Origin of the sequence: Micromonospora sp. NPDC049203, assembly GCF_043197215.1 — a bacterium.
Lineage (GTDB): Bacteria > Actinomycetota > Actinomycetes > Mycobacteriales > Micromonosporaceae > Micromonospora.
This window is the reverse complement of sequence record NZ_JBICSV010000002.1, coordinates 477,174-489,517: the sequence shown is the minus strand read 5'-3', so window position 1 is coordinate 489,517 and position 12,344 is coordinate 477,174. Positions and strand designations below refer to the sequence as shown.

The following is a 12,344-nucleotide window of genomic DNA, read 5'->3' as shown; positions in this document are numbered from 1 at the left end:
GGACCGCCACCGCTGCTCAGGTCCGCAGGTAGGAGGCGCCGTTCAGGTCGAGTACGGCACCGCTGGCCCACTCGGCCTTCTCCGAGGCCAGATAGAACACGGCCGCGGCGATCTCGTCCGGCTCGCCGACCCGGCCGAACGGGCTCTGGGCCCTGATCGCGTCGCCACCGGGTGCCTCGAGGTACTCCTTGGCCATCGGGGTCCGCACGAATCCGGGCGCCACCGTCGCGACCGAGATCCGGTACGGCGCGAGGGCGAGCGCGAGCGACTGGCCGAAGGAGTTCAGGCCGGCCTTGCTGGCACCGTAGGCCGGCGCCTCGGGTTCGCCGCGGAACGCGCCCCGCGACGAGACGTTGACGATCCGCCCGCCGCGCTCCTTCAGGTGCTGGACCGCGCACCACGTCACGTTGGCCGCGCCGATCAGGTTGGGCCCCAGGGTGGACTGCCAGTGCTGCTGCCAGACCTCGTAGCTCACCTCGGTGATGGGGTGCAGGGTGAAGACGCCGGCGTTGTTCACCAGGACGTCGAGCCCGCCCAGACGCTCGGCGGCGGAGTCGACAGCGGTCCGCACAGCGGCGCTGTCCATGAGGTCGGCCTGGAGGGCGACGTGCCCGGTGCCGTCCAGCTCGCCCAGGAGCTCGTCGGCGACGCCGGCCGCCTTGTCGAGAAGTGCCACCCGGTCACCCGCCGCCGCGAATCGCTTCGCGATGGCCCATCCCATGCCGCTCGCCGCCCCCGTGACGAGGACGGCGCGGCCCGCCACCGGGCTCGCGTCCCCGTGGGCTCGGCGGGACTGCGGGCCGGACGGATCGCCTTCGTCCGCGACTACGGGCGTCGCGGCGCCTTCCTCGGGCGTGCCGTGCGCTTCGCTCATGGTCGGGCCCCTTCCTGGTGGGTTCAGCGGTCTCCTGATCGTTGCCAGGCGGTCAGCCGGCAGCACCCGCGAAAGTGCGACGACGGATATCGCCGGTACCCGTGCCGCCGGGACCGGGGCACCGGGTTCGGCCGTACCGACCCACGGGACGATCCGCGGGCCGGCTCCGACGCGCCGACCAGTGCGACGGCGCCGACGGCGGGTAGCCGTCGGCGCCGTCTCCCGGGCGAGGGCGATCGACGGCATGGGTGGCCGTCGGCATCGTCACCCGGAGGTGGCTGGGCTGTGGGGCGCGGGCTGCCCGGTGGGCAAGAGGGCGGCCGCGGTGGCAGGGCCCACGATCCGGCAGGCCGGGAGTACGGGGCATCTCCGGCCGTGCTCGCACGCCAGACAGCGGCGGGCAACTACGAAGGTGCCCGCCGCCGGCGTCCTGACTAGCGTGGCCGGAGGAGTGTCGCAGAGGAATACGTCGATCTATGACTCCTGGGGGCTGCCATGAACCAATCGGAGATCCTCGTGGAACCCGCGGCCCGCTATCCGCTGAGTTCCCGGCAGCGGGACCCGGGCGGTCTGGCACGCGCACCGCAACATGTCATCGCCCTGGCTCTCCGGATCAAGGGAGAACTGCGCGTCGATGCCCTCAGAGCCGCCCTCGACGAGGTCGTGGAACGGCAGGAGTCCCTGCGTACGCGGGTTCATTACGACGAGACGGACGGCAACCTCGGGTTCCAGGAGGTGCTGCCGCCGTTGCCGGTCCCGCTCACCGTCCGCGACATCGCCGTGGAACCCGGCCGCTCGCGCGACGACGTGGCGGTCGATCTGCTCACCGATCTGAGCCAACAGACGATGTCGTTCTCGGTCAAGCCGTCGTTGCGGGCCTCCCTGCACCGGTTCGACGACCGCGACGCGGTGCTCACCATCCAGACCCACCACCTCTTCTGTGACGGCTGGTCGACCGACATCCTCCGGCGTGAGATCGCGGCCTGCTACACGGCCCGGGTGACGGGCGTGCCGCACACGCTTCCGACGCCGGTCCCGTACCGGGAGTTCGCCCTTCAGGAACAGGAGTTCCTGCGCGGCGGGAAGGCGGCGGCCGCGCGCCGCTTCTGGTCGGACAAGCTGGCGGGTGCCGAGATGCTGACCATGCCGGCCGACCGGCCGCACGGTCCCGACACGCTGCAGCCGCAGATGGCGATCGGGAACTTCACGATCGACCCGGGCAGCTTCGCGAAGGTCGCGGCGAGTGCCGCCCAGAATCGTTGCAGCGTCTGGCACGTTTTCCTGGCGGCGTTCATGGTGCTCGCGGAGCGAGTCACCGGCCGGTCCGACATCACCCTGTTCACGTCGAGCAGTGGCCGGCCGAGCCCGGATTTCTACGACACCATCGGTTTCTTCGTCAACCCGGTTCCCCTTCGTCTGGAGTTCGGCGGCTGCGAGACCTTCCTGGACCTCATGCTGCTCGCGCGTAAGGGCGGCGCCGAGGCACGGCGGCACCCGTTTCCGTTCCCGACGATCGTCGAGATGACGCCCGGCCTGATGAACGGTGCCGCGGATCCGCGGGCCCTCATGCCCATCCTCAACTACATCAACTCACCGGTGGCGCAGGACGACACCGGGTTCGCGGCCAGCGTCGAACCGGTGGTCATGCCGGAGGAACGGACGACGTCCTTTCTCCGTGGCGGGTTCGTCTGGACCTTCCTCGTGGCTCCCCCCGGCGAACTGCGGTGTTGCGTCGAGTACGAGCCCGGTGCGGTCGACGCGGGCACGATCGATCGCTGGGGCTCGGACTTCATCGACCTGATCCTGACGATCGCCGACCAGCCGGATCAGCCCTGGCGCAAGCCGTAGCGGATGCGGCGCGGCCGCCCGGCCGTCGTGCGACGCCCGGTGGTCAACCGGCGTCCGCGGCGGCCAGGTAGGCCGCGCTCAGTCGCTCGTGGAGGCTCGGCGATCGCGGTGGTGCGCCGGTGCCGAGATGCGAGTGGCGGAGTTCGTCCATGAACTCCTGCCAGAGCCCGGGGCCGCCGTTTTCGAGCATTTCGGCGGGGGCGCGCAGCGCGGAGTCCGTGGGCCGGTGCCGGAGCCCCCAGCTGCCGAGCCGCGCGAACACCGGTACGAGCCGGATGGCGGGTTCGGTCAGGCTGTAGCGCGCCCGCTGGCCCGGTCGAGTGTCCTCCCGGGTGAGCAGTCCCGACTCGACGAGCCGCTTCAGCCGGTCGGCGAGGATGTTCGTGGCGATGCCCTCGATCGAGTTGGCCTGCAGCTCCCGGAAGTAGCGGCGGTCCCCAAAGACGATGTCGCGGAGGACGAGCAGGCTCCAGCGATCGCCGAACACCTCGACGGCGGCGTTGATCGGACACTCCGACCGCGGCTCGTGCGTGTCGCCCATAGTGCTTGCAAACTACCACCGCCGGTATTAGCGTCCCGACCGGCGATAGCAGAATCACGAACGAAGGGGGCCCCGTGCTGAGGCAGGTCGCGGAGGGTGTGCTGATCCACGAGAGCGAGTTCCTCGAGTGCAACGCCGTCGTCGTGCAAGGCCGGTCCGGCGTGTTGCTCATCGACCCCGGTGTGACGGGTGACGAGATGGCCTGCCTTGCCAACGACCTGTCCGAGCTGGGTCAGAGCGTCGTGGCGGGTTTCTCGACGCACCCGCACTGGGATCATCTGCTGTGGCATGAGAGCTTCGGCGAGGCACCTCGGTACGGCACCGCGGGCTGCGCGGCCACCGTCCGGGCCAAGTTGCCGGACGCGGACGCGAGGCAACGCGTCGAGGGGATGCTCCCGCCGGAGGTCGTCGGCAAGGTGCCGCTGGACCTGCTCGGCCGCATCACCGGCCTCCCGGAGGGGACGAGCCGGATTCCCTGGGACGGTCCCGAGGTCCGGATCATCGAGCATCGGGCGCACGCGCCCGGCCATGCGTCGTTGCTGATCAAGGAGCGTCGGGTGCTGGTGGCCGGCGACGTGCTCTCCGATGTCCTGATTCCGATGCTCGACCTGAACGGCGCCGAGGAGCCGGTCGACGACTACCTGACCGCGCTGCGGCTGCTCGAGGAGGTGGCGGACGACGTCGATGTCGTTGTTCCGGGCCACGGGTCGGTCGCCGAGGCCGATCAGGTCCGCGCGCGGATCGAGTGCGACCGGGCGTATGTGCTCGCTCTGCCCGAGGGCGACATCGCCGACGATCCGCGGGTCGGTCCATCGGCCAAGCCCGGCTGGGAGTGGGTGAGCGACATGCATGCCGGGCAGGCCCAGCGCCTCGCCCAGCGCGTGTAGCGATGTCGGCGGCGTCGGCCGGACCGGCCGACGCCGCCGGCTGATCGCGTCGCTGTCGACCCGGACGGTGGCGGTAGCCGAAGAGGTGTCGGTGCCCGGAGGAGACGCATGGCGAAGCTCATCTACTCGATGGTCACCTCGCTCGACGGCTACGTCGAGGCGGCTGAGGGCAGCCTCGGCACCGGGGCCGAGGACCCGGAGGTGCACACCTTCGTCAACGACCTCTTCCGCCCCGTCGGCACGTACCTCTACGGCCGTCGCATCTACGAGACGATGGTCTACTGGGAGACCGCGCACACCAAGCCCGGCCAGCCACCGCACATACTCCAGTACGCCAGCGACTGGCAGGCGGCGGAGAAGATCGTGTACTCCACGACGCTGCGGTCGGTGTCCAGCGCGAAGACCAGGATCGAGCGGTCCTTCGACCCGGACGCGGTGCGCAGGCTCAAGGCCCAGGCCGACCGGGACCTCACCATCGACGGCCCGAACCTCGCGGCCCAGGCGATCGCGGCCGGCCTGGTGGACGAATACCACCTGTTCATCACCACGACTGTGGTCGGGGGCGGAAAGCGGTTCTTCCCCGAGGGTCTACGCCTTGACCTCGAACTGGTCGAGGAGCGTTCCTTCGCCACCGGCCTCATCTACGCGCGCTACCGGACGCGCTGAGCCGCCCCACAGCCGAGGGGGCCGCCCGCGCCCGTGCCGCGCTTCTTCCGGAATGCGGTGTCATCGCCTTCGGTGAATCGGTCGAGACCCTGGCGGCCGATAGAGTGACGACTCATGACGAGAATGCTGGTCACCGGGGGCGCGGGGTTCATCGGGTCGAACTTCGTCCACCACACCCTGCGGCACCACCCCGAGTACCGGATCCGTGTCCTTGACGCCCTGACCTACGCGGGCAACCGCGCGAGCCTCGGCCCGGTCGAGGACCGGGTGGAGTTCGTGCACGGCGACATCTGCGACGCCGAGCTGGTGGACACCCTGGTCGCCGGCTCCGACGTGGTCGTCCACTTCGCCGCCGAGTCACACGTCGACAACTCGTTACGCGATCCGGAGCCGTTCGTCCGGACCAACCTGATCGGCACGTTCACCCTGCTGGAGGCCGTACGCCGGCACGACGTCCGGATCCACCACGTCTCCACCGACGAGGTGTTCGGTGATCTTCCGCTGGACGGGCCCGCGAAGTTCACCGAGCGGACCGCGTACGACCCGTCGAGCCCCTACTCCGCCACCAAGGCGGGATCGGACCTGCTGGTGCGCGCGTGGGTCCGGTCCTATGGCGTGGCGGCGACGCTCTCCAACTGCGCCAACAACTACGGGCCGTTCCAGCACGTGGAGAAGTTCATCCCCCGGCAGGTCACCAACGTGCTGATCGGTGAGCGCCCGAAGCTGTACGGGACCGGCGTCAACGTCCGCGAGTGGACGCACGTCGACGACCACAACGAGGCGGTCCACCTGATCCTGCGGCACGGCCGGCTCGGCGAGACCTACCTCATCGGCTCCGGCGACGAACGCAGCAACCGCGAGATCGTCGAGCTGATCCTCACCCTGATGGACCGGCCGGCCGACGCGTACGATCTGGTGCCCGACCGCCCGGGGCACGATCTGCGCTACGCCAACGACTCCACGAAGCTGCGCACCGAGCTGGGATGGCGGCCGCGGTTCGGTTCGTTCCGCGACGGGCTCGCGGCCACCATCGACTGGTACCGCGCCAACGAATGGTGGTGGAAGCCGCGGAAGCAGACCGTCGAGGAGGGCTACCGCGCCGCCGGTGAGACAGCGGGCTGAGGTCACGCCCGGGCGGATGCCGCACCCGCCGCGCCCCGGTAGCCGGCGCCGTCACGGGCGCGCCGTGTGTTCAGCGGCGTCGCCGGCCGAGTCCGGGCGATCCGCCGCGCCACGTACGCGTGTCCCGGTCGGGCCCGAACTCGATGTCGTCGGTCGGCGGCCTGTCCTCCAGCTCCGCCATCGCGATCTCCACACGATCGGCGCGCATCCGTGCGTCGCGCCGGTCGCGCCGGTCCTCGATGTCGTCGCTCGGCCGTCGGGGGCGTTCGTGTCGATGCGGGCTCATAGCCGGTGACGATCGCATCCCGGCGCACCGTCTTCAAGAGACGAACGGCCGCGTCCGGCCGCTGCGCGGCGATAGCACCATCGCTCCGCATCGCCGCCCGTACCCGCTGGGCAGTGCCCTCAGTCGTTGATCAATCTGTGGTACGGCGCTGCTCCAGCCCGATCGCCACGAGGGCCGCGCTGCCTTCCGAGTCCGCATACAGGACCGGCCGTTCCTCGCCACCGTCACCGCAGAAGAAGTACGTGCCCCCGGCGCCGTCACCCGCGAGGCCTTCGAGTGCCACGCCTGATGCGAGGTGGACGTCCTCGACGTGGTCTCTCCGGTCGAGGTCGAAGTCGCCCGGCCAGGCCAGGAAGCTGGCGGCCTCCTCGTGTTCGACGATTGCCGCAATCAGCGATCGCATGTGCCGCACCTTATCCGCCGGTCCCGGCGACCGCACGCTCACAGGCGGCAGCGGGCGGCACGGTATTGACAGATCGTGTCCCGACCGCTGAGGCTGCATGAAGAGATGTATGTCGATACATGGGGGCATGATGCGACGGAGGATCCTCGCGCTGGCCGCAGCCGCAGCTGTTGTCGTCGGCGGGACCATGACGATGGTGCTGCGGCCGGCCTACGCCGCGCCCGTGTGCACGGTCGACTACACAATCACCCGTGAGTGGTCCACCGGCTTCTGGGCCGAGCTCACCCTCACCAATCTGGGCTCTCCCGTCACCGACTGGTGGCTGCGGTTCCGGCAGGCCAGCGGTCAGACGATCACCATGGGCCTCGACCGGCTGCCGGAGGGATACACGCTGGGCAGCGGCGAGATGTACCCGGTAACCATGCTCCGCCCCCCGGCGGGGTCCACGCTGCCGACCGGCGCCTCGGTGACGGTGCGGTTCGGCGGCAACTACCGGGGTGCCGATCCCGAGCCGACCGACTGGATGTTGAGCGGCCAGCCGTGCGACGCGGACGTCGCCGGCCCGACCGGCTCGTCGTCGCCGGCAGCCTCCGGGAGCCCGCGGCCCAGCCCTCTGCCGGGCGGGCCGTCGGTGGCGCTCACCTCGCCCCTGCCCAACGACTTCTTCGCCGCGCCGGGCGTCATCCCGATCCGGGCGGAGGCCACTGCGGCGGCCGGCCGGCGGATCGAGCGGGTCGAGTTCCGGGAGCGCGGCACGTTGCTCGCCGTGGACACCACCGCGCCGTACGCGTTCGACTGGCGCGGCGTGCCGCCCAACAGCGGTACCCGCGTCACCGCCACCGCCTTCGACAGCGGCGGCGCCCAGGCCACCGCCGAGGTCCGCGGCATCCGGGTGCTCCCGCCGCGGGCACCCGGTGCCGCGTCCGCGCTGAAGGCATTCGGCAACCGCATCCTCACCGTCACCGCCGACCCGAGGCCGTACCGGCCGCGTGGAATCATCCGGTCGGCCCTGCCCGGCGAGTGCGCCTGGGGACCGGTTCGCTGGGACGGCCCGGTCGACGACGCGTCAGTGGGCGCGCTGCGGGCCCGCGGCGTCAACGCGGTGCGGGTCGTGCTGAGCGACGCCTGCTACGTCTACACCGGCAGCCCTGCCGACAGGCAGAACCGCGTCGGGTACCTCGACGAGGCGGCCCGGTACGTCGACCGGCTCATCCGGGCCGGCATCACACCCATCGTGTCCCTGCGCCAGAGCGACACTCTCGCCGCCCGTACTTTCTGGAGCGCGGCGGCGGAGGTGTTCGGTGACGACAACGCGGTGGTCCTCGACATCTCGCCGTACGACTTCCCGGCGGCCGGCGGCGCCGATCCCGCGACGGTCTGGGCCTGCTGGCGCGACGGCGGCCCCGCGTGCTCGGGCACCGGCCTGCCGCCCTTCGGCGTACAGGAGCAGATTCGCCTGCTTCGCGTCCAGGGCTCGTTCAACCTGGTCCTCGCCGCCGGGGTCGACGGCGGTAACGACCTGCGCCGGTGGCTGGAATACCGCCCGGCCGACCCGGACGGCCGCAGCGTGGCCGCCGCCTGGCGCGTCGACGACCGTTCGGCCTGCGCCACGCCCGCCTGCTGGCGGTCGACCCTGCTCCCGGTCGCCGCCCAGGTACCGCTGATCGCCACCGACGTCAGCGCCGGCCCGGCGGCGCCGACGTTCGTGCCGCGGACGGTCGCCTGGCTGGATCAGCACGGCATCGGCCACCTGCGCCGGTGACCGGGGGAGGGTGAGCCACACCGGCAGCAACGGGCCCGCTCGACCCGGCCCGTTGCTGCCGGCAGCGGCCGTAGGGCCGGTCAGACGCTCGTACGCGACCACTGCTGGTTGGCACCGGTGTTGCACGCGTACTGCTTGAGGACCACACCGTCCGCCGTCGACGCGGCCGGTACGTCCACGCACTTGCCGCTGTGCCGTGCCCGGAGCTGGAAGTAGCTGCCGGCTGCGACCATCTGGAACTGCTGGTTGGTGCCGCTGCCACAGGTGTACTGGATCAGCTCGGCGCCGTCGGCTGTGGACGCGCTCACCACGTCGAGGCACTTCCCGCTGTTGCGGCTGACCAGGCGCCAGTAGCCGCTGCCGGCGTCCTGGAACTGCCACTGCTGCCACGCGTTGCCGTTGTACGTGTACTGGCCGACGCGCGAGCCGTTCTCGGTGTTCGGTGCCTGGACGTCCATGGCCTTTCCGCTGTGACGCACGACGACCCGGTAGAACGTGTCCGTCGACGGCGGCGGCGTCGTGGGGCCGCCGCCGACGGTGTCGCCCCAGCCGTAGCGGACCTGGTCGGCGCCGGAGGTGTTGCGGACGGTCAGATGGAGGTCGGTGCCGCCGCCGCTGAGCGAGTACATCGAGTACCAGTCGTAGCCGATCGTGCCGGGCTTGCCGCCGAGCGCGGGCCAGTAGGTGCCGCCCATCCGGTTGTCGCGCATGACCTGGGCCATGGCGCGGATGTAACGCACGAAGTTGTCGGTGCTGTTCGCGTCGGCGTAGTTGCGGCCGTCGCTCATGGGCGCGCCGAACTCGGTGGCGACGGCCCGGTCGGCGCAGCTGCCGAGGCGGGTCTGGATGTGGCTCCGGAAGGCGTCGTAGGTCATCGCGCCGTAGAAGAAGGCGTAGTAGTGGAACGAGAGCAACGTCGAGTTGAAGCGGGTGTCGTTGCAGATGTCCCGCAGGTCCTGGCTGAAGCCGGTGCCCCCGATCAGCACCCGGCTGGGCGCCGCCGAGTAGTGGTAGCTGAGCCAGTTGGCCGCGACGTTGCGCCACTCCGTCGAGCTGTAACCGTGGGGTTCGTTCATCGGCTCGAAGTAGACGTTGGGGTTCGAGCCGTACGTGTTCGTCACAGTGGACCACATCGTGTTCCACGCGGAGAGGTTCGTGATCCTGCCGCCGGAGGCGGCGCCGTCCTCCCAGTAGGCCAGGATGACCTTGAACCCGCGGGCGGTGGCGGCGTCGATGGCGCCCCGGTAGGCGTCCCACCAGGCCGTCCCCACCGTGTGGGTGTTGACGGGCAGCCGGACGGTGTTGACCCCCATGGTGGAAGCCATGTCGTCGTAGAGGGCGTTGGCCTTGGCCCGCACCGTGGCGTTGCTGTCGGAGGAGCTCAGACCCTGCACGACGAGGGGACCGGTGCTGAAGTTGTCGCCCAACACGGCCCAGTTCATGCCCCGGAACTGGTTGGTGGCGGCGATGGCCGGCGACGACATGACGGCGACGCCGCCGACCATCGCCGTCATCGCGGCCACCGGCACGATCAGCAGCCGGCGTAACGACCGGGTGCGCCGCGGTTGTCCCGTTGCATGGCGCCTCGACGACGTGATCCGTGTCAGGAAGTGGTCGGTCACGTGATCCAGCCTCTCTGGGTTCGAGCTCAGGCTGCCGGAGCCGCTGCTGCCCGCCGTGGTGCGGCAGCCATGAGGTCCTCCGGGAACGCCGGCATTGTTAGCGCTAACACCGTTGCGTCCCCAGCAACCCGGGCTTCTTGGTCTTTGGCGGTGGTTGACGTGCCGCGCGAGCAGCTCCGGCGGGTCACGCCGAGGCGGCACCATGCTTCTGATTGTTAAGTGCGCGTTGCGGACAAGTGTTGGCGACCGCGTCTGGGGTGTCAAGGAATCGACGAATATCGCTCTCTCTCGTGATCCGGCCCCACCGGCCGCCACCGGGGTGGGGTGCGGGAGCGCCGTGTTCGATCGGTGCCCAGCAGTAGATTGAGACGGGTGAGCCAGGGCGAACCATCCACGGAAACCGGTCCGTCGGGCGGCGACGCGACGGTGAGGATGCTGGCGGCGGCGCGTGCGGGCGACGGCGCGGCCTTCAGTCGTCTGGTCGCACCCCTGCGGGACGAGCTCCGTGCGCACTGCTACCGGATGCTCGGTTCCTTCCACGACGCGGAGGACGCGGTCCAGGACACCATGGACCGGGCGTGGCGGGCTGTCAGCCGGTTCGAGGGGCATTCGATCCGGCCATGGCTCTACCGGATCGCCACCAACCGCGCGCTTTCGCTCCTCCACTCGCGCGGGCGGCGCGAACTGCCCACCGACTTCACCGCCCAGGGCGTGTCCCGGGCCGAGGTGAGCTGGCTCGAACCGTATCCGGACCGCATCGCGGCCCCGCCCGTTCGACCGGATCCGGAGGCCCACGTGATCGCGAGGGAGACCATGGAACTCGCGTTCGTCGCCGCGTTGCAGCATCTGCCACCGCGACAACGTGCCGTTCTGCTGCTGCGAGACGTTCTCGGTTACTCCGCCGAGGAGACCGCCGGGATGCTGGTCTCCACGGTCGCCGCGGTCAACAGCGCGACGCAGCGGGCCCGCCGGATCGTCGCCGGGCTGACGCCGTCCGGCAGTCAGCAGCGGATCCTCGCCGAGTTGGGCGACGCGGGGCAGCGGGAGGTGGCCAGGCGGTACGCCGCGGCGTGGGAATCCGGGGACGTCGAGACGATCGTGGCGATGCTGACGCGGGACGCGCGGTACTCGATGCCGCCGCTGACCGTCTGGTACGAGGGTCATGAGCAGCTCCGCGGTTTCCTGGCCGAGGTCACCGGTGGGCGAAGGTGGCGGTTCCTGCCGACGAGCGCCAACGGGCAGCTCGCTTTCGGGACGTACCTGTGGAACGACACGGCAGCCGCCTACCTGCCGGCGGGGCTGGACCTGCTCGTGCTGCGGGGCCGCCGGGTGGCTGAGGTCGTCTCGTTCCTCGACGCGCGCCTGCCCGCCTTCGACCTACCGGAGCGGCTGCCGGAAAGTTCGCGCGGACGCGATGAGTACGCGGTTCGGCCAGGGTTGTAGTCCTGACGGGTGCACCAGCCACGAAGGGCAGAGCGGACATGCCGAGCAACGAAGAACAGATCCGGGCCGTGGTCGAGCGATGGGCCGCCGCGGTTCATGACGGGAACCTCGCCGGCGTCCTGGCCGACCATGCCGAGGACATGGTGATGTTCGACGTGCCGCCGCCGTACGAGGGCGTGCGCGGGCTGGACGCCTACCGGGAGATCTGGCCGCCGTTCTTCGGGTGGCAGGCGCAGGGCGCGTCGTTCGAGGTCGAGTCGCTGGACGTCGTCGCAGGCGAGGACGTGGCCTTCGCGTACGCGCTCGTGCGCTGCGGCACGGCGGCTGACTTCGCCGCACGTCCGGCGAACCGCCTGCGGCTGACGTTCGGTCTGCGGAGGCGGGAGGGCCGGTGGGTCGTCACCCACGAACACCACTCCTTCCCGCTCGCCGATGCCGTCGAGGCGGCCTCGGACGCGGCCGCCGCCGAGGCGGAGGTACGCGGGCTCCACCAGCGCTGGTTCGAGGGCACCGCGGCCAAGGACCTCGATGCCCTGATGGATGCGGTCGCCGACGACGTGGTCTCGTACGAGCACGACCAGCCGCTGCGATACGTCGGCGTGGACGCGGTCCGCGAGGTCTGCGCGGCGGGCCTGGCGGCGTCAGGTGACGGAGCGGTCGCCTGGGACGTGCCCGACCTGACGATCGTGGTCGACGGCGACCTCGCCGTCGCGTGGGGCCTCAACCGCGTCTCGGTACGCCCGGGCGGCGGTCCGCCGATCGAGAGCTGGTCGCGGGGCACCCGGGTCTTCCAGCGGCGCGACGGGGCCTGGCTGATGACCCACCAGCACCTCTCCTACCCGTACGACCCCTCGACCGGGACGGCGCGGACGGATCTGCGTCCGTAGCGG

General features: G+C 70.7%; 12 protein-coding genes. 7 read left to right on the top strand and 5 right to left on the bottom strand.

The features are described from left to right. Nucleotides 1-16: 16 nt before the first annotated feature. On the bottom strand, nucleotides 17-763 hold the full coding sequence (locus tag ACGFIA_RS06740; protein ID WP_357387297.1) for an SDR family oxidoreductase: 747 nt from the start codon (nucleotides 761-763) through the stop codon (nucleotides 17-19). 651 nt (nucleotides 764-1,414) lie between these two features. On the opposite strand from ACGFIA_RS06740, the gene ACGFIA_RS06735 reads away from it, so the two are divergent. Beyond that, entirely contained in the window at nucleotides 1,415-2,722 is a 1,308-nt protein-coding gene (locus ACGFIA_RS06735; protein ID WP_357468193.1) for a condensation domain-containing protein, read from the top strand. A 43-nt stretch (nucleotides 2,723-2,765) separates the two neighbouring features. Here the strand turns inward: ACGFIA_RS06735 and ACGFIA_RS06730 are convergent, their stop codons facing one another. Beyond that, nucleotides 2,766-3,263: a helix-turn-helix domain-containing protein gene (locus ACGFIA_RS06730; RefSeq protein ID WP_357387269.1), complete on the bottom strand. Its 498-nt coding sequence runs from the start codon at nucleotides 3,261-3,263 to the stop codon at nucleotides 2,766-2,768. Between the two features lie 74 nt (nucleotides 3,264-3,337). Between ACGFIA_RS06730 and ACGFIA_RS06725 the strand changes: the two genes are divergently transcribed. From ACGFIA_RS06725 to rfbB, 3 genes are all read left to right on the top strand, one after another. Beyond that, the gene (locus ACGFIA_RS06725) at nucleotides 3,338-4,150 is read left to right on the top strand and encodes an MBL fold metallo-hydrolase (protein WP_357387267.1); all 813 of its coding nucleotides are present in this window, start codon (nucleotides 3,338-3,340) and stop codon (nucleotides 4,148-4,150) included. A 108-nt stretch (nucleotides 4,151-4,258) separates the two neighbouring features. After that, the gene (locus ACGFIA_RS06720; protein ID WP_357387265.1) at nucleotides 4,259-4,816 is read left to right on the top strand and encodes a dihydrofolate reductase family protein; all 558 of its coding nucleotides are present in this window, start codon (nucleotides 4,259-4,261) and stop codon (nucleotides 4,814-4,816) included. Between the two features lie 123 nt (nucleotides 4,817-4,939). After that, the gene (gene rfbB, locus ACGFIA_RS06715; protein ID WP_357387295.1) at nucleotides 4,940-5,938 is read left to right on the top strand and encodes a dTDP-glucose 4,6-dehydratase; all 999 of its coding nucleotides are present in this window, start codon (nucleotides 4,940-4,942) and stop codon (nucleotides 5,936-5,938) included. A gap of 70 nt (nucleotides 5,939-6,008) precedes the next feature. Here the strand turns inward: rfbB and ACGFIA_RS06710 are convergent, their stop codons facing one another. Next, on the bottom strand, nucleotides 6,009-6,224 hold the full coding sequence (locus ACGFIA_RS06710; RefSeq protein ID WP_357387263.1) for a hypothetical protein: 216 nt from the start codon (nucleotides 6,222-6,224) through the stop codon (nucleotides 6,009-6,011). 130 nt (nucleotides 6,225-6,354) lie between these two features. Continuing rightward, nucleotides 6,355-6,627 (bottom strand): hypothetical protein, encoded by a 273-nt coding sequence (locus ACGFIA_RS06705; RefSeq protein WP_357387261.1) that lies wholly within the window; start codon nucleotides 6,625-6,627, stop codon nucleotides 6,355-6,357. A 127-nt stretch (nucleotides 6,628-6,754) separates the two neighbouring features. Here ACGFIA_RS06705 and ACGFIA_RS06700 point away from each other — a divergent pair, with 127 nt between their 5' ends. Further along, on the top strand, nucleotides 6,755-8,389 hold the full coding sequence (locus ACGFIA_RS06700) for an Ig-like domain-containing protein (protein WP_357387259.1): 1,635 nt from the start codon (nucleotides 6,755-6,757) through the stop codon (nucleotides 8,387-8,389). Between the two features lie 80 nt (nucleotides 8,390-8,469). Here ACGFIA_RS06700 and ACGFIA_RS06695 read toward each other — a convergent pair whose 3' ends face one another. Then, the gene (locus tag ACGFIA_RS06695; RefSeq protein ID WP_357387257.1) at nucleotides 8,470-9,903 is read right to left on the bottom strand and encodes an RICIN domain-containing protein; all 1,434 of its coding nucleotides are present in this window, start codon (nucleotides 9,901-9,903) and stop codon (nucleotides 8,470-8,472) included. A gap of 540 nt (nucleotides 9,904-10,443) precedes the next feature. Here ACGFIA_RS06695 and ACGFIA_RS06690 point away from each other — a divergent pair. After that, on the top strand, nucleotides 10,444-11,454 hold the full coding sequence (locus tag ACGFIA_RS06690) for a sigma-70 family RNA polymerase sigma factor (protein ID WP_393259316.1): 1,011 nt from the start codon (nucleotides 10,444-10,446) through the stop codon (nucleotides 11,452-11,454). A gap of 38 nt (nucleotides 11,455-11,492) precedes the next feature. Next, nucleotides 11,493-12,341, top strand: a complete 849-nt coding sequence (locus ACGFIA_RS06685) for a nuclear transport factor 2 family protein (protein WP_357468013.1) — start codon at nucleotides 11,493-11,495, stop codon at nucleotides 12,339-12,341. The last annotated feature ends 3 nt before the right edge of the window (nucleotides 12,342-12,344 follow it).